Here is a 23001-nt window from a genome sequence, read left to right on the forward strand (position 1 = left end):
TGTCGTTCCCCCGGTCAGGAGGCGGTGTCGGTGAAACTGTCGAATCCGTACCGTGCGTGTGGGCCGATCGCCGCGACCTCGAACAGCCCGGTCCCGACGACGGTCTCGCCGCCGTCCTCTAGCCGGAAGCGGGTGAGATTGTCGACGGGGCAGAACATCCGGAGTCCCGGTTCGATCTCGGACGCTCGTTTGCGCAGTCCCTGCACCATGAGTTCGCCCTGCCACATGCCGTGACGCCAATCGGCTTCGAGGCCGTACCCCGTGCCGATACCGATGTAATTGGGAACCAGCAGGTCGCAGGTGACGGTGACGACCTCGCCGGTCGGGCGGTGGAAACTCAGCGACGCCGACGTGACGTCCCGTGTCCCCGGTTCGAACTTCAGCTCGTGTTCGGGTCGGCCCAGCCATTCGGGTTCGCGGTCGGCGTCCGGCCAGATGCGGACGGCTTCCTCGACGATGCGCCTGCCGAGTTCGTCCTCCTGCAGGACGACGGAGACGGAGTAGTCCTCGAACTGCATCACCGAGTAGATCCAGAAGAAGTTCTGGATCCCGTCGACCGCGCGCCGTCCGGGCGGCTCGGACTCGCCGACGGGGCGCACCCCCCACGACCGGTCGCGGTTACCGCGCCAGGTGTCGGGGGTGACGGGGCGGCTCTGCCCGTCGATCGTGAGTTCGCCTGCCCAGGTGCCGGTCTGGACGAATCGGCTCGTATCGAACGTGACGCGCTCGAGTTGCCTGCGGAAGTGGCGGGGCTCCAGCGTCGCGGGGATCGCGCCGTCGAAGGTGAGGTCGAAGGAGAGGTCGTAGTCGCCGGGCTCGAGCACGACGCGCAAGCGTTGCAGACCCTCGAGGACCTCGACGCGGAACGGTCCGACGGTGCTGTCGGAGCGGTCGTGTCCCAGGGCCGCCGACCCGCGGACGACGATGTGGTCGTCGCCGCGGCGGAGCACCGCGAACGCGTCCGTCACGCCGAGGTTGGGGTACTGCCCGAGACCGATGATGAGGAAGAGGTCGGACTCGGCCGAGGGATAGCAGTTGAAGTAGTAGCGGTCGTAGAAGTTGCGGTCGGAGGTGGCGACGCGCCGGATGGGTTCGGCCACCTGATGGATGGGGTAGTCGTCCATCGGGGACAGCGGATTTCCCGCGTAGTCGGCGGTCATCGGATCTTCTCCCAGTACGTGCCGTCGAGCATCGCCTCCAGCGACGCGCGGTGCATGATCATGTCGTCCGGATCCTCCGGAGCGACGGCCTGTCCGAAGTGGATGGCGCGCTCCTGGATCCGCAGCATGATGGTGGCCTGCCGCAGTGCCGCGTAGGCGGTGTAGTACTCGAGATCGCGGGGCGTGTGACCCGTCAATTCCTCGTACAGCGCGGCGAGGTCGTCGAGTCGCAGGAAGTCGGGCATCCCGTCCAGTCCGGCGGCCGCGGCGATGTCCTCGAAGAACCGGTGCAGGTACGTCATCCAGCCCAGGTCGAGTTCGCGGGGTCCGAGTGCGGCCATCTCCCAGTCGAGTACGGCCACGGGCCGGAAGTCCTCGAACATCACGTTGCCGATGCGGGCGTCGCCCCAGCAGAAGACGGCGGGGGAGGGGTCGTCCGGGAGGTTCTCCTCCATCCACGCGAAGCCGCGTTCGATCAGCGGGGACCGGGGACCGGACAGGGTCGTCCACTCGTAGTAGTCGCGTTGCTGCCGGATGTGCGCGGCGAGCGCCTCGGTGACGGTGGGACCCGAGCCGGGCAGTCGCAGGAACGCGAACCGCTCCCACGGCCGGTCGATGTCGTGCAGCAGCGCAAGCACATTCACCGCACTGTGCTGCAGCAGCGCGCGCTGCTCCTCGGTCGCCTCCGTCACCCACGACCCGAAGTTGTAGGGCATCACGTCCGGCGGGACCTGCCCCGAGACGCGGGCCATGACGAAGAACGGGGCGCCCAGCGGACCGGGATCGGATTCGGACCAGTAGACGACCGGGACCGGGACGGCGGAGTGCTCCCGGACCTGCGCCATCACGTGGAACTGCCCGTCGAGGTCGTACTCCGGGAAGACAGGCATCGTCGAGTCGGCCGGCGCGACCCGCGCGACCAGTGGGTGAATCTCGCCGGACCAGGTGGCGTCGAACAGGATGGTCTCGCTCGACATGCCGTTGGCGTCGGGGAGGTGGACGTGCGTGACCTCGGGTGCGGCGTCGGCGGGCAATTGGGCGGCGAGCCAGCGTTGCAGCGCGTCTCGCAGTACCTCCGGATCGCGACGGGAGTCAGTGGGCCGGGCGACTTCGGACGAGTGATCGGAGTCGTCGGCGGATCGGGCGGTGCTCGTGCTCACGGTCACCTCCTCTCCTGGACGTGGTGTGACCCTGAACACTAGAACACGTTACAGAATTTCGGAACAGGTGAGGAGATCCCGCTGCGTCAGCCCTCGTCGACGGCCAGCACTCCCGCCCCGACGAGGGTTCCGGAGGCGCCGAGTTCCGCCGGGACCACCCTCAGATTCGCGACGAAGGACAACCGGGCGTGGCGGGCGGCAGCCCTGCGCATCGGGTCCCACAACGGCGGTCCTGCCTGCGCGAATCCGCCACCGATCACCGCGAGCTCGACGTCGAGGAGGGCTGCGGCGGACGCGATGGCCTGCCCGAGTGCGGTCCCGGCGCGGTCGAGGGCGGCCACGGCGACGTCGTCCCCGTCCGCGGCCGCCCTCGCCAATTCGACGCCCGTCGTCCCGCGCCATCCCCGGGAGCGGGCCCAGCGCACGGACGACGGTCCGCTCGCCACCGTCTCCAGGCACCCGGTCCCGCCGCACGTGCACGGCTCGGTTCCGCCGGGGACCACCAGGTGACCGATGTGTCCCGCGTTGCCGGTCCGGCCGGTGGCGATGCGGCCGCCGAGGACCACTCCGCCGCCGATGCCGGTGGACACGACCAGGCTCAGTAGGTCGGGGACACCGCGCCCGGCACCGTGGTGATGCTCACCGAGAGCGGCGGCGGCGCCGTCCATCGCCAGCCTCGCGGGGACGCCGGGAAAAAGTTCCTGCACCAAGCCGACCAGGCCGAAGCCGCCCGACCACTCGTCGATGTTGATGGGTGACGCGGTGCCGGCGTCCGTGTCGACCGGTCCCGCGCACGCGATACCGACCGACGTGATCGTTGCCGCTCCCGCGACCTCCCGCAGCAGGGCGGCGCACGCGTCGGCGACACCGGTCGCCGGCGTCGGGGTGGTGGCGGGATGCGGCACGGTGCCGTCCGCGTCGACGATCCCGGCGGCCATCTTGGTGCCGCCGATGTCGAGAGCCAGCGCGACCACGGTCAGTGCTTCCGCATCACGAGAACGAGGTTGCTCACCAGGAACTCCCGCAGTCCGGGGATTCGCACCATCCACCACGCCCAGCGCGGGTGGTAGCGGGGGAACGCCGCGAGGAAGTCCGCGTCCGGGGCGCGGCGGGCCCACCGAAGCCCGTCGGCCGCACCCACTTTGAACAGGGAGACGCCGTACCGGTTCTTGGGTTCGCGGCCGTTCTTGCGCAGGTAGCGGCGAGCGGCGTACTCACCGCCCAGTGCATGCCACGGCCCGGTCTCGTGGCCGCCGAACGGGCCCCACCACAACGTGTAGGACAGCACGATCAGGCCGCCGGGTTTCGTCACCCGGACCATCTCGTCCGCCATTGCCCACGGTTCGCTGACGTGCTCGGCGACATTGGAGGAGAAGCAGATGTCCACCGACGACGTCCGGAACGGCAGCGCCAACCCCGACCCGCGCACCGCGCCGCCCACGGCCAGGCCCGCGGCATGCATCTCCGACGGATCCGGCTCCACCGGGACGTACCGGGCGCCGGCCTGCTGGAACACGTCCGCGAAGTAACCGGGGCCGCCGCCGACGTCCAGCACCGTCGTCCCGGTGAGATCCGATTCGGTGAGACCGCCGTACAGGTCGCCGATCAGTTCGACGGAGTCGCGGGCGAGGGCGCCGTAGAACAGGTCGGGTGCGGTCTGTTCGTGCCGGAAGTCGCTGAGCAGGCCGAACGACCGCTTCAGGGTTGCCCGTCGACCGAATCGCCGGGTCACGGGAGGCGTCGTCACGAGACTGAACCTTAGCGAGTGCCGCCGCCGGGGCCGCAATCCGTTCGCGGTGGCTGCAACATCCGGTGGAACGCGACCGATAGGGTGTTCGGGGACTACAGCGCGGAACGTCCCGCCCCGAGACCACATGTACCGCACCGACCACAGGAGTATATGAACGTGCGAGAGGTTCTGCTGCTCTGCTGGCGCGACACCGGTCACCCGCAGGGTGGCGGCAGTGAGCGGTACCTCGAGGAGGTCGGCGCCCAGCTCGCGGCGCGGGGAATCAAGGTCACCCTCCGCACCGCCGGTTACCGCGGCGCCGCCAAGAAGGAGACCGTCGACGGCATCGAGATCAGCCGGGCGGGCGGACGGTACAGCGTCTACCCCCGCGCCCTCGCCGCGATCGCCGCGGGCCGGCTCGGGTTCGGACCGCTACGAGGGATCCGGCCCGACGCCGTCATCGACACCCAGAACGGCATCCCGTTCTTCTCCCGCGTCGTCGCCGGTGCACCCGTGACGCTGCTCGTGCATCACTGCCACCGCGAGCAGTGGCCCGTGGCGGGCCGATTGATGGGCAAGATCGGCTGGTGGGTGGAATCCCGGTTGTCGCCGCGCACCCATCGGGACGACCAGTACCTCACCGTGTCGCTGCCGTCCGCCGACGAACTCGTCGAACTCGGCGTCGAGCGCGAACGGATCGCGGTGGTGCGCAACGGCGCCGACGACATCCCTCTCGGTGTGGACATCGGCGGCGCCGACACCCGGACCGCGCATCCCAGCGTGTGTGTCCTGTCCCGGCTGGTGCCGCACAAGCAGATCGAGGACGCCCTCGAAGCCGTCGCGGCGCTGCGTCCCACGATCGCCGACGTGCACCTCGACGTCATCGGTGGCGGCTGGTGGGAACAGAATCTCCGCGACCGCGCGCACGAACTGGGCATCGGCGACGCCGTCACGTTCCACGGGCACGTCGACGAAACCCGTAAGCACCAGTTGCTGTCGCAGTCCTGGGTGCACGTGATGCCGTCCCGCAAGGAGGGCTGGGGTCTGGCCGTCATCGAGGCCGCCCAGCACGGCGTCCCGACCGTCGGTTACCGCAGCTCCAAGGGGCTGACGGATTCGATCGTCGACGGCGTGACCGGTGTTCTGGTCGGCAGTGCGGGAGCGTCGACGGCCGACGTCGGCGAACTGACCGCAGCCGTCAACGCCCTCCTGCTCGACCCCGAGACACGCATGGTCCTCGGTGAGAAGGCTCGGGTACGCGCGGGTGAGTTCTCCTGGAAGCACACCGGTAACGGCGTCCACGAGGTGCTGGCGGGCACGGCCGCGGGCCTGCGGACGTCAGGGCTGGTGTCGCCGGCGCTGGCGCGTCCGGGCCTCGAGCACGCCCGCGCCGAGTAGACCGCCGGCCAGCAGCAGCGCCCACAGCACGTGGGCCGCGACCACCGTCGCCCGCGCCCGGTCGGACGCCTCGTGCCGCGCGACGTCGCCGCCGACGCGGTACAGATCCAGATGCTCGTCCGAGAACTGTCGCTCCAGACCGGCCAGGGTGGTCGCGGATTCGCCGCGCGGTCCGGGCGTGTCGCGCTCGACCAGGACCCACCGGACGCCCAGCGACGCGAGATCGTCGGCGGAACCGCCGGTGAGCAGCACCCGTTCCACCTGCTGCGCCCGGGACCCCTCGCCCTCCACCATGCCACCGGCCACCACCAGCTCGCCCGTCTGCAGGACGTCCTCCGGCAGCATCCTCGGGGCGGGGTCCAGAACGGGAGCGGCGCCGCTGTAGGAGAACTTGCGGAACATGCCGGTGGGCAGCACGGCGACGTCCCCGCTGTGCGCGTCGCGCGCCACCTCGGCGGCTACCTGCTGCCACGACGTCGGATAGTGGACCGGGCGCAGCGCGCCCCCGACGCCCCACGCGAGGTCGGGGAGGGCGAGCAGCACGACCAGGACGGCCGAGACGGACCACGTGCCGGGGCGTCGCAGCACCGCGGCCGCGGCGGCGAGCGCATACAGCGGCGACGCGAGCGCCACCCATTTCTGCGCGTCCCGGAGCAACCCCGCGCCGGGGACGTTCTGCACCATCCAACGACCGACGTCGAGTCCCCACGCGGTCGCGCCGAGTGCGGGCAGGAGCACCGCCACCAGTGCGAGTGCGGTCAGTGCGGCCACCACGGGATGCCGTCGCCGCCGCCACAGCGCCGGGAGTCCGCACAGCACGACGCCGAGCAGCAGGACCGTTCCGACGAGGGCGAACAGTGTGGTCCGGGTATCCGGGACGGCGGTCTCGTTCCACACGCCGCCGAGGCCGGCGAGACTGCCGAGAGTCGCCAGCCCCGGTTCGGCGCGCGCCGCGAACGCCGCGACCCCGGCGGGATCGGAGCCGTCCCCGCCGCCTCCGGCGAGGGCCGTGGCCACCAGCCACGGCGCGCTCGCAGCGACGCACAGGCCCAGCGCGCCGGATACCCGGAACCACGCGGCCGATCGTCCGCCAGGCAGTGCGAGGACGGCCACCGCCGTCACCGCGGCGAGCAACACCCCGGTGGGGGTCAGCCCGGCCGCCGCGAGGCAGGCCGCGAGGGCGAACCACCCCCGGCCGTGACCCCGTCGAATCGCGACTGCTGCGCACACCGTCCACGGCAGCGCCGCATACCCCGTCAGCAGGCTCCAGTGCCCCTGCAGCAGTCGCTCGGCGACGTACGGATTCCACACCGTCACCGTCGCGGCCACGAGCCGCGGTCCGAGCCCCGCCGTCGGCAGCACGGCGCGGACCATCCGGGCCGCGCCCCAGCCGGCCGCCCACAGCGCGAGAAGCAGGATCGCCTTCACCACCAGGCCGCCGTCGACGACGACGCTCAGCGTCGCGAGCAGAGCGTCCTGCGGCACGGCCCGCGCGGCGGCATCCGTGAGACCGAGCGCCGAATCCGTCAGATACGAGCGGGGAGTGCTGACCGCGTCCCGCAACAGCAGATAGCCCGGCCCGAGCAGCGGCCCGAGGATCAGCAACGCCAGAAGGAGGCTGTAACCCGGCACGACGAACGGTGCTCGGCGCCGGGCGGTCATGGGCCGTCACGATACGTGGTGCATCGACCCGGCTCGCACGGCACGTAGTGCATCATGGGGCGCATGCCACGCCAGACCCTCACCAGCTCGGCGGTCGCCGGGGTGACGATGGTGACGGCGGGCTCGATGATCGCGAACATCGCGTCCTACCTGCTGCATCTGCCGGCGAGCCGCTGGCTCGGACCGGCGGGCTACGGAGAGTTCGCGAGTCTGCTGGCGGCCCAGCTCGTCCTCGCCGTCCCCGCTCTCGCACTGCAGACCGTCGTCGCCCGCGAGGTGGTCCGGGGTAAGGGAGCCCACGCGGTGCGGCTGCTGGGATACCGCTGCGCGGTGATCGTCGCGGTCGCGGCGATGCTGCTCGCCCCCCTCGTGTCGTGGGCGCTCGACACCGGCATGCTCGCCACGTTCTCGGCGCTCGTCACGGCGCCCGTCCTCGTCCTGCTCGCCACCGAGCAGGGACTGCTGCAGGGCTCGGCGCGGTTCGGTCCGCTCAGCGTCGTCCTCGCGGCAGCGGGTGTCGCGAAGGTCGTTCCCGCGGTCGTGGTGCTGGCCGTCGGCGCCGGGCCGGGGCTCGCGCTCGCCGCCAGTGCGGTGGGCACCGGGCTGGTAGCGCTGTGCGCGCGGCTGTTCGCCGATTCGGGGATCACCGGGGAGTCGAGCACCCGGATCGGCGTCGCGGCCGTGCTGAGGGCGTCGCAGGTGCAGTTGGCGCTGATCGCGTTGTCGTCGATGGACCTCGTGATCGCCCGGATCGTGCTCAGCAACGACGACGCCGGCCTGTACGCACTGGGCGCCGTCGCGACCAAGGCCGCATTCTGGCTCCCGCAGGCCGTCGGGGTGGTGCTCTACCCGCGGATGGCGAATCCCGCGCACTCCGCGCAGGCGATCCGGTCGGCGCTCGCCGTCCTCGTCGGACTCGGTGCGGTACTCGTCGCGGGCGTCGCGGTGGCCGCCCCCCTCGTCCCGCTCCTCGTCGGCGACGCGTACCAGCCCGTCCAGTCGCTGCTGTGGCTGTTCGCGCTCCACGGTGCCTGCCTGGCCGTCCTGCAGGGCGCGCTGCTGTCCGCCATCGCGGGGGAGCGGACGCACCTCGCCGTGATCGCCTGGATCGGTCTTGCCGTCGAGATGACCGGCATGCTGACCCTCGCGTCCACGATCGGGCAGTTCATCGCCGTCGCCGTGACGGTCGCGTCGAGCACGGCACTGATCGCCGGCGTCCTCGCCGTGCGCAGCGCGCGGCGCGATGCCCCGCGCCCGATGTGACATCCGTTCAACCCGACGAGCAGCCGGCGACATCGGGCGACGCTGTGCACAGGCCGCCCCCGGCACGACGAAGGGGACCTCGGTGCAGTACCGAGGTCCCCTTCGCGACCGGACTACGTGGCGTCCGGCTGTATTGCTCTATCGCTCGTCGTACCGGCGCGGATCTTGCACGGGAATCTCTTCCGTCTTGTCCGTGGTCCAGTCGTGCTGCTCGGTGGGAGCCTCCGACTTGTCCAGGTCGACGTGGCGGCCACCGTCGCTCGGCGGGTAGTCGTCGCCGGCGGTGTGCGCGGGCTGCCTGCCCTTGCCGCCGCGCAGACCCAGGACGATTCCTGCGATCAGGGCGATGACACCGAGGATGCCGGCGATGATCGGCACGGTGCGACCGAACGTGCTGATCTTGTCCATGCCGTCCTTGGCCTGCTGGACCTGGTATTCGATGGTCTGCTCGTTGAACGGCAGTTCCACCTTCAGGACGTCGATCTCCGGCTTGTCCTTGTTGCGGGCGTAGTACTGGTGCAGCTGCTCCTGGCCCTTGACGACGACACCGGTCTCGGGCTCGACCCACACGTCGCGTACGTTGGTGTACCAGCGGGTCATCGTGACGGGGAGGGTGCCACCGGGGACGCCCCACGCCTCGGCGGGGAGCGTCAGCTTGTTGGTGGGCGAGCTGACCACCTTCGACAGGTCGACCGGATCGATCGTCTGGTTGTAGTGGTACACCTTCAGGCCGTTGATCTCCGTCTCCTCGACGAAGTTGATGTCCTGCGTGGCGCGCGCGCTCAGGTCGAAGTAGGGGTAGCTCTGCTTCTCCGAGTTGAACGGGAACTTGTACTGCAGTCCGTCGCGCGGAACTTCCTCGGCAGGCTGGTTGGGCTGCGTCTGGATGGTGCCCACCGGGTCGTTGGTCGGCATCGACGTCTTGCGGTCGACGGTGTTGCGGTCGACGATGGCGGACAGCAGTCCGGTGTCGCCCTGCTTGTCGGTGCGCCGCAGCGTCTGCCCCGCCTGGAGAGTGACGACGTCCGCGTTCGCGGGATCTTCGGTGGTGACGTAGCGCTGTGACACCAGTGGAACGTTCGTGTTGACTTCGGCCTTGCCTGCGAGAAGAGCCTGCGAGTTGAGCACGCTGCCGGAACCTTCGGCGATCGTGGTCACTTCGAGGTCCAAGGGCGTCTTCTCCAACTTGCCCACCGTGTAGGTGGGAATGAGAACGGCGACGGCCAAGAGGAAGGCACCGAGGCCCACCAGAATGCAAGCAAGTATCCGGCTCGGCCCTGAGCGCTCCGCCATGCTTTCTCTCCTAACCCAATTCTGTCGATTGAGATTCCCCCACCGGCAGCACGGCTGCACGGATCGCATGGAGCCCACATCGACACCACGTGAGGCAAAACACTAACAGTCTCGAACGCGCATTTGCCCCATCGGATAGTAAACGCATCGGCCGTTCGCCAGCGAAGTGGCTCGGACGGAGTTTTCCGTCACAGCCCCGGGACCAGGCACACTGTTGGTGATGAGCACCTCGGCCACCACGCGCACGACCGCAACCCCGCGCAGTTTCATTCCCGCACTCGAGGGAATGCGCGGTCTCGCGGCGCTGGGTGTGCTCGTGACGCACGTCGCGTTCCAGACCGGTGCCACGCACGTGCCCGTCCTCGGCCGGATCTGGGGACGATTCGATCTGGCGGTGGCGGTCTTCTTCGCGCTGTCCGGATTCTTGTTGTGGCGCAGCCATGCCGGCGCGGCGCGAGGGATGGGCCCCGCCCACGGAATCGTCCGGTACTGGATCTCGCGGGCGACGCGCATCCTGCCCGCGTACTGGGTCGCCGTGGCGGTGGTGTTGACGTTCCTGCCCACCGCGAACGCGAGTTACCGCACGTGGTGGGCGAATCTCGGACTCGTGCAGGTGTTCGTGCCCCTCACGCTCACCGACGGTCTGACCCAGATGTGGAGTCTGTCGGTGGAGGTGGCCTTCTACCTGGTGCTTCCGTTGCTGGCGTTCGCGCTGGTCGGGCTGCGGGGTCCGGCTGCGCGGCTGCGTGTTCCGGCGATTCTCGCGCTGATTGCGGTGAGCCTGACGTGGGCATTCGTGCCGGTGTCCACGCCGGGCGGCATCCATCACGACAACTGGCTGCCGGGGTACCTGCCCTGGTTCGGAGCGGGGATGTTGCTGGCCGAACTGGCGGTGAGTCCGCCCGGGCGGATGCACCGCTGGGCGCATCATCGCGTCCGGATGTTTCTCGTCGCCGCTGTGGCATTCGCCCTCACGGCGACCGACCTCGCCGGTCCGGAGGGGCTGGTGCGTCCCGAACCGTGGCAGTACGCCGTCAAGATGGCGCTCGGCGCCGTCATCAGCTTCGCGCTGATGGCCCCGCTGGTGCTGTCCGACACATCCAGCCACCGCTACCTCGCGAGTCCGCTCGCTCTCGCCGTGGGCCGCTGGTCGTACGGCATCTTCATCTGGCACCTCGCAGTGCTGTCGATCGTCTTTCCGGTGTTCGGGCTCGTTCCGTTCACCGGTCACTTCGTCTACATCCTGTTCCTGACGACCGTGATGAGCGTCGCGGTCGCGTCGGCCAGCTACGCGTTGGTGGAGGAACCGGCTCGCCGCGCCGTCAAACGCTGGGAGGCGCGCGCCAGGAGCGCCGACCGTCCGAGCGGCAGCACCGCCAGCCCGGTGGCGACGAGCGCCAGCAGTAGCGGGAACTGAACGAGGAACGAGTGCCCCACGTAACCGCCGGGCGTCCGCCACGGGCCGGTGGAGAGCATCGCCATGCCGAGCATCGTCGACGCTCCGGCAACCCCCACCAGCACGCGCGCCGTGGTGGCGGCCCCCCGTAGGCGGACGAGGGTCACGGCCAGCAGCGTCACCACGACCGTCGTCACCGCGCCGACGGGACCCCCGATCACGGTGGCGGCAGCAAGGATTCCCAGCCACCCGACCGTCGCGCTGCCCCAGGTCCGGGGCGCCGGGCCGGGATCGCGCTCGCGTGCGCGACGCGGCCACAGCGCGGCGGCGATCAGAGGAATCAGCAGCAGCAGACCGCCGAAGATCCCCAGGCGGTACCAGTGGTCGGTCGGGAAGTCGAGGGTCACCGTCCCCTCGGTTCCCGCGGGCAGGATCCACCCCTGCTGCCAGCCGTCCACGACGATCGGTGTCAGTTCGCTGCCGTCCGGTGCGGTGGCCACCCAGCCGACGTTGGTGCTCTCGGGGACGACGATGACGCGCTCGGCGTCCGAGTGCGGCACCGTGAGTTCCCGGTGGTTCTCCGTCCACGCGGTGGTCGACACCTGCTCGGTCGGAACGGCCTGGGCCTGCGGTCCGGCGTCGAGGCGGAGACTGTCGACGAAGAACGCCGACCCGGGGTCGACGGTCACGTCCTGGGATCCGGCTCCCAGCGGAACGGGGCCGGCGGTGTCACAGAGGCTCGCGGGAACCGGGTCACCGGAGAGCAATTGCCCGACAGTTGCCGTGACGCTCGTGCGAACCGGCTGCCCGCCGACCGTCACGACCGGCCCCTCCTCGCAGGGAACCGTCACCGGGCGGGCGCCGGCATCGTCGGCCGGACCCGAACCGGGCAGCAGGACGCCGTCCTCGCCCAGCACCCCGACCTCGGCGAGACCCGCGGGCTGCAGCTGCGCGAAACCCAGCGCGTTCTGATCGAGGGTGCTCTTCCAGGACACGAGGCTGAGCACGATCCGGTCGGTCACCCGGGGTTCGACCGTGACGGTCCCGTCGTCCTCGTCCACGTCGCGCACCTGCGGTCCGTTCCCGAGGTCGACGGCGACCCGGTCGGGGGCGGCGGGCACGGCACCTAAGCTGGGGGTCAGTTGCAGGCCGGTGACCAGCGTGGGTTCGGGAAGGTCGATCGGGAGAGTCGGTTTCGCGCCCTTGCCGGTGGTGGTGTCCTGCATCGCGGACCAGCTGGTGCGCGGATCGTTGTCGGTGGCGGCGAACGCCGACCCGCGAAGGTCGGCGATGTTACTGGTGCCGTGCGCGGACGGCCGGTCCCGTTGGGTGAGAAGCTCTTCCAGCGGTGCCCCGTGCCGCGCCCGCAGCATCAGTTGCGGTGTGACCGCGGTGGGCTCGGGCACCGACAACGTCCTCTCGAACGTGCCGACCTCCTCGGGCGGCAGGACGAAGGCGTTGCTGCACCGCACCCGGTCGGGCGCCTCCGCGCAGGCGTTGCGGCCGGGCAGTTCCTGGCTGAGATCCCACTCCGAGACGGTTGCGCCGTCGGGGGTGGGCGGCAACACGGTCCGGTACCGGATCGGCACGGTGACCGGGGCGTCACGCTGGGAGAAGTCCTCGACGGACACCTCGCTGATCCCGAACTGCGTTCCCGCGGAACCGTTCTCGGTGCGGGTGGCGGTGATCCGCACCCACGGGGTGACGCCGCCCGGGACGGACACGGCGATCGGCTTGCCCGGGGCGTCCACCTTCACGGCCGTGCTGCCGTTGGGCGTCGACACCTCCATCCAGCGGACGGGGGCGCCGATCGCGGCCGGGCTCGTCGTGATGTGCAGCAGCGAACTGGTGAGCGGGGTGTCGAAATCGATCTGGAGCCACTGTCCCAGCGCCCGCTCGATGCCGTTGCTGAACCAGCCCGTCGCCGGATCCCCGTCGACGGTCGCGGCGGCGCTGCTGGCGGGGGAGGCGCCGCCGAGTTGCGTGGCGTCGGACGCCGCACTCGACACGCTCAACGTCGCGCCCTCCCACTGCCCCTCCACCAGCGGGGTATCCGCCACCGGATAGTCGGGAACGAGATTGAACGTGCGGCGCGCGTCGTCCGGCGTGCGCAGTGCCGAACTGTGGTTGTCGACTTGGCCGTAGTCGGTTTCGCGGTTCCGGGGCGTGTCCGTGACGGTGACGTCGTCGACCGGCAGTCCGGCGCGCTTCGCGTCCGCGGCCAGCAACACCGGTCCGGCCCCGGGCAGGACGCCGTTCTCCCGCAGACGTTGCAGCGATTCCGGACCGCCCTGCACGCGGGGGACGCCGTCGAGGTTCGCGGTGTACGGCCCGCTCGTCGTCGGCGAACCGTCCGGCATCGACACCTCGAAGATCTCGATCGCCGGGTATCGGGGCCGCAGGTCGCTGTCGATCACCAGACCTTCGACGTCACCGGGGCCGATGTCCTCACCGAATTCCGCGACCTGCGTCAATCCGGGTGAGCCGGTGACGGCCTGGTGCGCGAGCAGCGGACGCGTCGACCGCGACGTCTCGGGGTCGAGGTCGTTGCGGAGGACGAGGTAGTGGATGCCCTGGCCGAGCAGGGTCTGCGCCATGCCGTCCGAGGGGCGGCCGTCCGTGACGAGCCGCTGGATCGAGTCCATGGCGCGGATGGTGCCGGGCGGGGTGAGCGGGACGGCGTCGCGGGACGCCCACGGCGTGGACGCCAGCGCCTGCATCGGCTCGTCGCGGGTGAGACCCCAGAGCTGGCTGCCGAACGGTGCGCCCGGCACCACGAGCGCCCGCTCCGCGTCGGAACCGTCGGGGCTCGTGCCCCCGGCGTTGTCCTCCAGCCACGAGGCGGCCTGCTGCCAGTAGTCGGGGACCTCGGGATACGTGCCCCGGGGTGCGAGCTTGCCCGTCCACGCCAGCGACGTCGCCAGGGTGAGGGCGACCAGCACCAGGCTCGTCACCGCGACCATCGGTTCGCGCTCGGGGTGCGCGAACGCGCTGCGCCATCGCGCGACCGGCACGGACCCGGGCAGCGGCACCTTCGCCAGCAGGTGCGCCAGCCCGAGCACGAGGGGCAGTCGGACGAGTGGCTCGAGTTTGTGCACGTTCCGGAGGGGCGCCCCGGTGGAGTCGAGGAACAGTCGGACCTGCTCGGCGAACGGGGAGCCCAGTTCGCCGATGTACCCGGCCGCTAGCCCGGCGACACCGACGAACAGGATCAGGGTGAGGCGACCGCGGGCCGGCATCGACCGCATGCACAGTCCGGCGAGCCCGGCGGCGGCGATCAGGCCGGTCGCCGCGACCGCGGCGGGCTGGGTGACGAGGACCGCGCCTGCGATCCGCTCGGGGGAGACGAACGGCGTCCAGCTGTCGGTGCCGCGAAGGATTTCGGCGAGCGACGTCCACTGTGTGGTCACCCCGGACGACTCGATGTAGTCGAGGAACGGCGGGCTCACCTTGCCGAGCAGCAGCAGCGGCACGATCCACCACAACGTGGCCAGTGCCAGGAACGGGAACCACCACGCGGTGAACACCCACCACCGGCGGTTGGGCCGGTGCGAGATCCACCACAGAGCTGCGACGAGGCACGCGGCCACGGTCGCGACGGCGTTCACCGCGCCCATCAACGCGACGGCGAGCGCCGACTGGGCCGCCAACCGTGCAGGTGAGTGCCATCGCGTGTCCCGGGACGCTTTGTCACTCACATGGGAGAGGGCGACGACCACGGGCAGAAGAACCCACGGCGCCAGCATCATCGGGAGGGTTTCCGACGAGATCGAACCGAGGGTGGTGAGGACACGGGGGGAGAACGCGAACGCGACACCGGCGATGATTCGGGACGAGCGGCTGCCGACACCGAGTGCTTCGGCGAGACGGACGATGCCCCAGAATCCGGCGACGAGCAGCAGGGCCCACCAGACCCGCTGAGTGATCCACGGCGGGACGCTCAGGACGTCGCCGAGCGCGAAGAACGCGCCGTGCGGAAAGAAGTAACCGTAGGCCTGGTTCTGCACCTGGCCCATGGGGGCCTGGCTGCTCCACTGATGCGCGGCCCGTTCCAGGAATCCGATCGGATTCTGGGACAGGTCGTACTTGGTGTCAGCGGCGAGCCGGCCGGGGGTTTGGAGAAATGCGAGAAGAAACGCTATGACAGAGGCGCCGAACAGCCACCGCCGTGACAGAGGCTCCGCCGAGGGCGCCATGGACGACATGGCCGCCGACTCGGGGGAAGTGCGGGAACTTGTTGAGCCGGCGCTCTCAGCGGCTGCCGTACTCAACCTGGTTCAGGAGCGAGGAATCCGCGTTGCCGCTGCGGTCGATCTCGGGACGCGTGTTGTCCTGTGCGGCTGCGGTGATGCCGAGCGTCGCCACGGTGCCGAGAGCGACACCGACCACGGCGCTGACCACACCGGGCACAAGGAACTTCCCCATCAGACATCTCCCACCGTCGTGCCATCGACGCACACGGCTACTCCCGCGTACGAATTGCTCGGGTCAAGGTATCACCCGTGGGCTGCCGAACTGCTGATTGGTGCTCGTGGGCCACCGTTTCTGCAGTTCACGGTCTCTGCTGCACTCCGAGCGCCCGAAGCAGCGTGCGCAGTTTGGTGGTCGTCTCGTCGAGTTCGGACTCCGGGTCGGACTCGGCCACGATGCCCCCGCCCGCCGTCGCCAGTGCCTCGAGTCCGTCCGCGGCGATCTCGGCGCACCTGATGGCCACCACCCAGTCGCCGTCGCCGTCGCCGCCGCACCACCCGACGGCGCCGCCGTAGAACCGCCGATCCTCCTCGACGTCCCGGATGGTGGCGAGAGCGAGGTCGGTGGGGGTGCCGCACACCGCGGGCGTCGGGTGCAGCGCGGTGGCCAAGCTCAACGCGCTGGTCGACGGGTCGCGCAGCACGCCTTCGATGGGGGTCGCGAGATGCCACACCTCGTGCGTGCTCGTCAGTACCGGGGAGTCCGGGACGGTCAGCTCGGTGCAGAGCGGCGACAGGACCTCCCTGATCCAGGCCGTGACGAACGCGTGCTCGGCCAGGTTCTTCGTGGACTCCAGGAGTCCGCGACCTTCCTTCTCGTCGGCCTCCGGATCGGTGCGCCGCGGCGCGGTTCCGGCGAGGGGACGGCAGGTGACGCGTCGCCCGCGCCGGCTGAGCAGCACCTCGGGGCTGGCGCCGACGAGACTGCGTCCGCGGAAGCTCTCGCCGGCCGCGGAGAGGTCGACGGCGAACCCGTTGGCGGTGGGATTCTGGTGAATCATTCTCGCGGCCAACGCTTCTGCGGAGATGGGGGTGTCCGCGCGGAGGGTGACGCTGCGTGCGGCCACCACCTTGCCGAGCGTGCCCTCGCGCAGGCGGTCGACGAGTGATCGAACCCGGGCCACGTGCTCGGCGGGGTCGGGGACCTCCCGGGTGAGGTGTACGGAGGGAAGGTCGACAACGGTGCCGGGGCGCCACGGGCCGTCCGTGAACTCCCACGATTCCGGGGCGGTCAGCGCGGCGGGACGATCGGGATCGAACGGCAGCGCTCCGACGATCAGTTCCGTGTCACCGTTCGCGAGGGCCGCGACAGCGGCTGCCGCGGTGTCGTACCCGTGCCGCGCACCGGACGTGCGCAGCGTCCGGTCGGCGCGGGAGAGAAGGAATCCGTCCATGGTCACCCGACAGTAGTCGGGCGGCCGGACTACTGTCCGGGAGGCACGATCAGCACCGGGCGGTGGCTGTGGCGCAGCACGTGGTCGGCGACGCTGCTCTGCAGCAACGACCGCAGACCGGTGGTGCCGCGGGTGCCGGTGACGATGATGTCGACCGCGAGTTCGTCGGACGTCTCGACGATGGCCGTCCAGATCGTGCTGGTGCACTCGATGCAGCGGCCCTCGGTGGCGAGCCCGGCGGCCTCGGCGAGTTGGACGCCCTCTTCGTTGGTCACCTTGGCGTCGGAGTACGCGACGTCCTCGGTCTCCTCGTCGGGCACCCACTCGGGTTGCATCACACCGGACAGGCCCGACATACGCGCGGCCTGGCGGACCATCGGCTCCCATACCGTCACCAGCACAGCGCGATTGGAGGCGAGGAAACGACCTGCGCACTCCACCGCACGCTTGGCGTTGTCGGATCCGTCGTAGGCGATCAACATCAAACCACCGGGCACTACGACCTCCTGAGTACGGGCTTCCTCTGTGTCCAGATTACCAAGACGGGCGGCAGCGGTCGCCGATTCGGGGCCTACCACGGGGGTGCCGGTGGCGAATTGGGCTACCGTCGAACCCATGCGGATCAAGTATGCACTCGCGCTCGCTGCCTGTACCGGCCTCGTCGCCGGATGTTCGTCGGGTGGTGGCGAGACGGTCGCGGAATCGTCGTCGGCGACAGCGACGCCGTCGCCGTCCTCCGTCGAGCCGGCGTCGCACACCGGCACCGCAGCGCCCGCCGCCGCACCGGCGTCGTGCGAGACGGAGTTCCTGCAGTCGTTGCCGTTGCGGCGCAAGCTCGCTCAGCTGCTGAACGTGGGAGTGACCGGCACCGCGGATGCGGCTCAGGTGGTCCGGGACGAGCAGATCGGCGGGATCTTCGTCGGGAGCTGGACCGACGAGGCCATGCTCGCGAACCGTGAGATTCCCCAGGTGGCGTCGGCGTCGTCGCTGCCCCTGATGGTGACGATCGACGAGGAGGGTGGACGCGTGTCGCGCGTCGAGAACCTGCTCGGAGCCGATCCGTCCGCCCGGCAGACCGCAGCCACGATGACGGAGGAGCAGACGTACCAGATGGCGCTCGAGCGCGGTCGCGGACTGAAGGACCTCGGTGTCACCGTGAACTTCGCCCCCGACGTGGACGTGAGCAGCCAGCCCGACGACAGCGTCATCGGCGACCGCTCCTACTCCGACGATCCCGCCGTGGTCACCCGCTACGCCGACGCGTACGCGCGCGGGATGCGGGACGCGGGAATCCTGCCCGTCATCAAGCACTTCCCCGGCCACGGATCGGCGTCCGGCGACTCGCACACCGGGGCCGTCACCACCCCGCCGCTCGAGCAGTTGCAGACGAAGGACCTCGTCCCGTTCCGGAACCTGGTGTCCACGGGTGTCGGCGTCATGCTCGGCCACCTCGAGGTGCCGGGTCTGACCGCCCCCGGGGTCCCTGCCAGCATCAGTCCCGACGCCGTGGCGCTGCTGCGCGGCGGCACCGGATACGGCGCGCCACCGTTCACCGGCCCGATCTTCACCGACGACCTCAGCGGCATGCAGGCGATCACCGACCGCTACGACATCACGGTCGCCGTCGAGACCGCGCTGGAATCCGGTGTCGACGTCGCCCTGTGGCTCACCACCGACGACGTCCCGCGGGTCCTCGATCACCTCGAAAGCGTTGTGGCCTCGGGCAAGCTGCCGCAGCAGCGTGTCGACGAGGCGGTCCTGACCGTTGCGCGCGCCAAGGGCGTGCTGGCCTGCTAGTGCCCGGTCCGCGACAGGGTGCTGGTATTCTTCTCGTCCGCCGGTCGGGCCCGCTTTATTACCGTAGAGTAAGATAGCGGGTTCGACGATGATGGAGGACGAATGGCCGGCGGCACCAAGCGACTGCCGCGCGCAGTGCGCGAGCAGCAGATGCTCGACGCTGCTGTCGACGTCTTCTCCGACAGAGGTTTTCACGAAACGTCCATGGACGCGATCGCGTCCAAGGCGGAAATTTCGAAGCCGATGCTGTACCTGTACTACGGCTCGAAGGACGAACTGTTCGCGGCATGCATCCAGCGGGAGGGTCTGCGCTTCGTCGAGGCGCTCGCTCCGGCGGGCGATCCGGGGCTGAGCCCGCGCGAACAGCTGCGCCGGGCCCTCGAAGGGTTTCTCGGGTTCGTGGGCAAGCACCGCAAGTCGTGGATGGTGCTGTATCGCCAGGCGATGGGGCAGCAGGCGTTCGTGGGGTCGGTGCAATCGAGCCGCGACCGGCTGATCGAGCTGACCGCGCACCTGCTCGAGTCCAGCACCAAGGATCCGGAGCCGGGGCAGGATTTCGAATTGATCGCCATCGCCCTGGTCGGTGCGGGCGAGGCCGTGGCCGACCGCGTCGCGGGCGGCGAGATCGAGGTCGACGCCGCCGCAGACCTGCTGGAATCCCTGGCGTGGCGCGGCCTCGCGGGTAAGAAGAAGCCGGAGTGAGCGGGACGTTCGTTCGATCAGATCGAACGAACGTCCCGTTCGTCCCCGTCAGCGCAGCGTCGCGGTGAGGTGCGGGTATCCCTTCTTCGGGTGCTTGATCGACAGATCCCAGCCGTCGCCGGTCTGATCGGCGTACACGTTCAGCGTGGACGGCAGCAGGATCGGCTTGCCGAAGCGCACGCTGTAGGTGACGGCGTCCGGGATCCGGCCCTCCACCGACCCGAGGACGGCGGCCGCGCTCCACATGCCGTGCGCGATGGTCTTCGGGAATCCGAAAGCCTTGGCGCCCAACGTCGACACGTGAATCGGGTTCCGGTCACCGGACACCGCGGCGTATTTGCCGATCGTCTTCTGATCGACCCGCAGCGTCCGCAGCGGACGCGGCGGCTCCTCCTCGGCCTTCGGCTCGGGACCGGGCTGACCGGACAGCGACGTCTTCTGCTGACGCAGGAACGTCGACGTCTGCTTCCACACCAGTTCGCGTCCGACCCGGATCTCGCTGATCACGTCGATCAGGAGTCCCTTGCGGTGCTCACGCAGATTCTCCGCGTGCACCGACACGTCCAGGGGCTCGATCACCGAGATGGGCCGGAACTGTTCGATGACGTTCTCCGCGTGCACGGAACCGATGGCGGGGAAGGGGAAGCCTTCGGACACCATCAGCTTCATCACGACCGGGAACACCAGCGTGAACGGGTACGTGAGCGGCAGGTGGTCGCCGAAACGCAGACCGGTCACCCGGTCGTACGCCGCCAGGTTGTCGGGGTCCACGCGGACGCCGTTCAGGACCAGCGTCGTGTCCGGGGCACTGTGCCCGCTCGCGCCGATGACTGGCAGCGCACTGCGCACGGCCCGGGCGTAGATGTCGAGCGTGCCCGGCTTCTCCGTGAGTTGCACGACCTTGCCGGACATCAGGCGCCCAGCAGGCTCTGGCCGCAGACGCGGACGATCTGTCCGGTGACGGCGTTGGACGCGGGGCTCGCGAAGTAGGCGACGGTCTCGGCGACGTCGACGGTCTCGCCGCCCTGCAGCAGGGAGCTCATGCGACGTCCGGCCTCGCGGGTGGCGAACGGGATCGCCGCGGTCATCGCCGTCTCGATGAAGCCCGGTGCGACGGCGTTGATCGTGATCTTCTTCGTCGCCAGTACCGGCGCCGAAGCCTGCACGAGTCCGATGACACCGGCCTTGGACGTGCCGTAGTTGGTCTGGCCCCGGTTGCCCGCGATACCGGCGATGGAGGAGACGTCGATGACGCGGCCGCCTTCCTTCAGTGCCCCCTTGGCGACGAGGACGTCGGTGATGCGCTGCGGCGCAAGAAGGTTGACGCCGATCACCATGTTCCAGCGACCCTCGTCCATGTTGGCGAGGGTCTTGTCGCGGGTGATGCCGGCGTTGTGGACGATGATGTCCGCGCCGCCGTGCCGTTCGAGGACGAACTCGGCGAGCTTGTCTGCCGCGTCGTCCGCGGTCACGTCCAGGGCGAGGGAGGTGCCGCCGACCTTGTTGGCGGTCTCCGACAGTGCCTCACCGGCGGCCGGGATGTCGGCGCAGATGACGTGTGCGCCGTCGCGGGAGAGGACCTCGGCGATGGTCGCGCCGATGCCGCGGGCCGCACCGGTGACGATGGCGACCTTCCCGTCGAGCGGCTTGTCCCAGTCGGCGGGTGCGACGGAATCCTCGGCGCCGACCCGGATGACCTGGCCGCTGACGAACGCGGACTTGGCCGACAGCAGGAAACGAAGCGTGGATTCGAGACCCGACAATCCTGCGGAAGCCTTCGGCGAGACGTAGACGAGCTGAGCCGTGGCGCCGCGCTTGACCTCCTTGCCGACGCTGCGGGTGAAGCCCTCGAGCGCGCGCTGGGCGATGTGCTCGTCGACGCCGGACGTCTCCTCGGGGGTGGTGCCGATGACGACGACGCGCGCGGATGGCGCGAGGTTGCGGACGACCGGCTGGAAGAACTCGAACAGCTGCTCGAGCTCGGTGACCGAACCGATGCCTGTGGCGTCGAACACCAAAGCGCCGTACGTGTCGTCGCCCGTTCCCGCGGCGGGGTAGTCGGACAGCAGTTCGCGCAGCGGTTCGACGAGGCGGCCCTTGCCGCCGATCAGGACCGGACCGGCGAGCGGCGGTTCGCCGTGCTTGTATCGGCGCAGGTTCTCGGGTCGCGGCAGTCCTGCTTTCGCGGCAATGAACGCGCCGGGTGCGGATGAGAGGAACTGGGAATAGAGGTCGGGAGCTCCCTTGCTGGCTGCCACGGTCCTACCTTCTGTCGTCGTTTGGCGGTCAGTCACCGAGCACCGAGTGAAGTGCGGTGTCGACAAGTAACTTACTCCTGAGTAAGAATAGTAGCCAACAGGTAATCGCACCAGATCCTTGGAGACGTCAGTGACCAGCAAAGCTCGCACCAATTCGAACTCCGCAGCGGCGCCGAAGCCAGGCGGAAAGCAGCAGCGTCCCGTCGCGATCGTCGGCGGAAACCGCATTCCGTTCGCCCGCTCCGACCGGAAGTACGCGCAGGCGTCCAACCAGGACATGTTCACCGCCACCCTCGACGGACTGGTGAGCCGCTTCAACCTCCAGGGCGAGAAGCTGGGCCTCGTCGCAGGCGGCGCCGTGCTCAAGCACAGCCGCGACTTCAACCTGATGCGCGAATGCGTCCTCGGCAGCGCCCTCAGCCCGTACACGCCGGCCTTCGACCTGCAGCAGGCCTGCGGCACCGGACTGCAGTCGATCGTCGCCGTCGGTGACGCGATCGCGGCCGGACGCATCGATGCGGGTGTCGGTGGCGGCGTCGACACCACGTCGGACGCGCCGATCGGCGTCAACGACGAACTCCGCGAGTTCCTGCTGTCGCTGAACCGGGCGAAGAGCACCGGCGACCGCATCAAGCTCCTCGGCAACGTCCGCCCGTCCATGCTCGGCATCGAGATCCCCCGGAACGGCGAGCCCCGCACCGGGCTGTCCATGGGCGAGCATGCCGCCATCACGGCCAAGGAATTCGGCGTCCGCCGCGAGGACCAGGACGCACTCGCCGCCGCCAGCCACCAGAACATGGCCGCCGCCTTCGACCGCGGATTCTTCGACGACCTGGTGACGCCGTTCCTCGGGCTCACTCGCGACGACAACCTGCGGCCCGACTCCAGCGCCGAGAAGCTGGCCAAGCTGAAGCCGGTCTTCGGGGTGAGGGCGGGCGACGCCACGATGACGGCGGGTAACTCCACCCCGCTCACCGACGGCGCGTCAGCGGTTCTGTTGTCCACCGACGAATGGGCCGCCGAGCGCAAGCTTCCGGTGCTCGCGCATCTCGTCGACTCCGAGACCGCGGCCGTCGACTACATCCACGGCAAGGACGGGCTCCTGATGGCGCCGACGTACGCCATCCCGCGCCTGCTGGCCCGCAACGGCCTCACCCTGCAGGATTTCGACTACTACGAGATCCACGAGGCGTTCGCGTCCGTCGTGCTGGCGACGCTGCAGGCGTTCGAATCGGACGAGTACTGCAAGGAACGCCTGGGCCTCGACGGCGCACTGGGGTCCATCGACCGCAGCAAGCTGAACGTCAACGGGTCCTCGCTGGCGGCGGGGCACCCGTTCGCCGCGACCGGCGGCCGCATCGTCGCCTCGCTCGCCAAGATGCTGGCGGAGAAGGGCTCGGGCCGCGGCCTGATCTCGATTTGCGCCGCCGGCGGCCAGGGTGTGACGGCAATCATAGAGGCGTGATCCGACTGGCCTTTCCGGTAGCTGGGAGACCGGAAAGGCCAGCGTGCGCGCAGTGCGAGCGGGGATCCGGCAAC

17 protein-coding genes and 1 pseudogene are annotated in these 23001 nt (G+C 69.7%); 6 read left to right on the forward strand and 12 right to left on the reverse strand.

Annotated elements, in window-relative coordinates; genetic code table 11:
* Positions 1 to 14: 14 nt before the first annotated feature.
* From FND50_RS08650 to FND50_RS08665, 4 genes are all read right to left on the reverse strand, one after another.
* On the reverse strand, positions 15 to 1160 hold the full coding sequence (locus FND50_RS08650; protein ID WP_054248604.1) for a hypothetical protein: 1146 nt from the start codon (positions 1158 to 1160) through the stop codon (positions 15 to 17).
* Positions 1157 to 2326: a phosphotransferase family protein gene (locus tag FND50_RS08655; protein ID WP_144285459.1), complete on the reverse strand. Its 1170-nt coding sequence runs from the start codon at positions 2324 to 2326 to the stop codon at positions 1157 to 1159. Before FND50_RS08655 ends, FND50_RS08650 begins: the two co-directional genes overlap by 4 nt.
* 80 nt (positions 2327 to 2406) lie before the next feature.
* Complete coding sequence (locus FND50_RS08660; protein ID WP_144285460.1) at positions 2407 to 3294, reverse strand: ROK family protein; 888 nt, start codon at positions 3292 to 3294, stop codon at positions 2407 to 2409.
* 2 nt (positions 3295 to 3296) lie between these two features.
* Positions 3297 to 4052: a class I SAM-dependent methyltransferase gene (locus FND50_RS08665; RefSeq protein ID WP_005566981.1), complete on the reverse strand. Its 756-nt coding sequence runs from the start codon at positions 4050 to 4052 to the stop codon at positions 3297 to 3299.
* A 174-nt stretch (positions 4053 to 4226) separates the two neighbouring features.
* On the opposite strand from FND50_RS08665, the gene FND50_RS08670 reads away from it, so the two are divergent.
* The gene (locus FND50_RS08670) at positions 4227 to 5447 is read left to right on the forward strand and encodes a glycosyltransferase family 4 protein (protein ID WP_144289006.1); all 1221 of its coding nucleotides are present in this window, start codon (positions 4227 to 4229) and stop codon (positions 5445 to 5447) included.
* Here the strand turns inward: FND50_RS08670 and FND50_RS08675 are convergent.
* Complete coding sequence (locus tag FND50_RS08675) at positions 5388 to 7109, reverse strand: hypothetical protein (RefSeq protein ID WP_144285461.1); 1722 nt, start codon at positions 7107 to 7109, stop codon at positions 5388 to 5390. The genes FND50_RS08670 and FND50_RS08675 overlap by 60 nt on opposite strands.
* Positions 7110 to 7172: 63 nt before the next feature.
* Between FND50_RS08675 and FND50_RS08680 the strand changes: the two genes are divergently transcribed.
* The gene (locus tag FND50_RS08680; protein WP_144285462.1) at positions 7173 to 8372 is read left to right on the forward strand and encodes a polysaccharide biosynthesis protein; all 1200 of its coding nucleotides are present in this window, start codon (positions 7173 to 7175) and stop codon (positions 8370 to 8372) included.
* A gap of 138 nt (positions 8373 to 8510) precedes the next feature.
* Here FND50_RS08680 and FND50_RS08685 read toward each other — a convergent pair whose 3' ends face one another.
* A complete protein-coding gene (locus tag FND50_RS08685) occupies positions 8511 to 9665 on the reverse strand; it encodes a DUF3068 domain-containing protein (RefSeq protein ID WP_144285463.1) in 1155 nt (384 codons plus the stop codon).
* Positions 9666 to 9951: 286 nt separating this feature from the next.
* On the opposite strand from FND50_RS08685, the pseudogene FND50_RS08690 reads away from it, so the two are divergent.
* Positions 9952 to 10881 (forward strand): annotated as a pseudogene (locus FND50_RS08690) (acyltransferase family protein); the annotation flags it as partial.
* 71 nt (positions 10882 to 10952) lie between these two features.
* On the opposite strand, the gene FND50_RS37565 reads toward FND50_RS08690, so the two are convergent.
* The 4 genes from FND50_RS37565 to FND50_RS08710 all read right to left on the reverse strand — a co-directional run bounded on the left by FND50_RS37565 (position 10953) and on the right by FND50_RS08710 (position 17202).
* Positions 10953 to 15266, reverse strand: a complete 4314-nt coding sequence (locus tag FND50_RS37565) for a DUF3367 domain-containing protein (RefSeq protein ID WP_144285464.1) — start codon at positions 15264 to 15266, stop codon at positions 10953 to 10955.
* 46 nt (positions 15267 to 15312) lie between these two features.
* Positions 15313 to 15486, reverse strand: a complete 174-nt coding sequence (locus tag FND50_RS08700; protein WP_005258546.1) for a DUF2613 domain-containing protein — start codon at positions 15484 to 15486, stop codon at positions 15313 to 15315.
* A gap of 127 nt (positions 15487 to 15613) precedes the next feature.
* A complete protein-coding gene (locus FND50_RS08705) occupies positions 15614 to 16705 on the reverse strand; it encodes an isochorismate synthase MenF (RefSeq protein WP_144285465.1) in 1092 nt (363 codons plus the stop codon).
* 29 nt (positions 16706 to 16734) lie between these two features.
* On the reverse strand, positions 16735 to 17202 hold the full coding sequence (locus FND50_RS08710; RefSeq protein WP_144285466.1) for a universal stress protein: 468 nt from the start codon (positions 17200 to 17202) through the stop codon (positions 16735 to 16737).
* A gap of 118 nt (positions 17203 to 17320) precedes the next feature.
* On the opposite strand from FND50_RS08710, the gene FND50_RS08715 reads away from it, so the two are divergent.
* Positions 17321 to 18502, forward strand: a complete 1182-nt coding sequence (locus FND50_RS08715; protein WP_005575010.1) for a glycoside hydrolase family 3 N-terminal domain-containing protein — start codon at positions 17321 to 17323, stop codon at positions 18500 to 18502.
* Positions 18503 to 18604: 102 nt separating this feature from the next.
* Positions 18605 to 19204 (forward strand): TetR/AcrR family transcriptional regulator, encoded by a 600-nt coding sequence (locus tag FND50_RS08720; protein WP_005258535.1) that lies wholly within the window; start codon positions 18605 to 18607, stop codon positions 19202 to 19204.
* Positions 19205 to 19252: 48 nt separating this feature from the next.
* Here FND50_RS08720 and FND50_RS08725 read toward each other — a convergent pair whose 3' ends face one another.
* Both FND50_RS08725 and FND50_RS08730 read right to left on the reverse strand, forming a co-directional pair.
* Positions 19253 to 20116, reverse strand: a complete 864-nt coding sequence (locus tag FND50_RS08725) for a MaoC/PaaZ C-terminal domain-containing protein (protein WP_005258534.1) — start codon at positions 20114 to 20116, stop codon at positions 19253 to 19255.
* The gene (locus tag FND50_RS08730; RefSeq protein WP_144285467.1) at positions 20116 to 21462 is read right to left on the reverse strand and encodes a 3-oxoacyl-ACP reductase; all 1347 of its coding nucleotides are present in this window, start codon (positions 21460 to 21462) and stop codon (positions 20116 to 20118) included. Before FND50_RS08730 ends, FND50_RS08725 begins: the two co-directional genes overlap by 1 nt.
* A 130-nt stretch (positions 21463 to 21592) precedes the next feature.
* Between FND50_RS08730 and FND50_RS08735 the strand changes: the two genes are divergently transcribed.
* Positions 21593 to 22927 carry an acetyl-CoA C-acetyltransferase gene (locus FND50_RS08735; protein WP_144285468.1) on the forward strand — a complete coding sequence of 445 codons (1335 nt, stop codon included), beginning with the start codon at positions 21593 to 21595 and terminating at the stop codon, positions 22925 to 22927.
* The last annotated feature ends 74 nt before the right edge of the window (positions 22928 to 23001 follow it).

It is taken from the genome of Rhodococcus sp. WB9, from assembly GCF_007558985.1.
Classification (GTDB): Bacteria; Actinomycetota; Actinomycetes; order Mycobacteriales; family Mycobacteriaceae; genus Rhodococcus_F; species Rhodococcus_F opacus.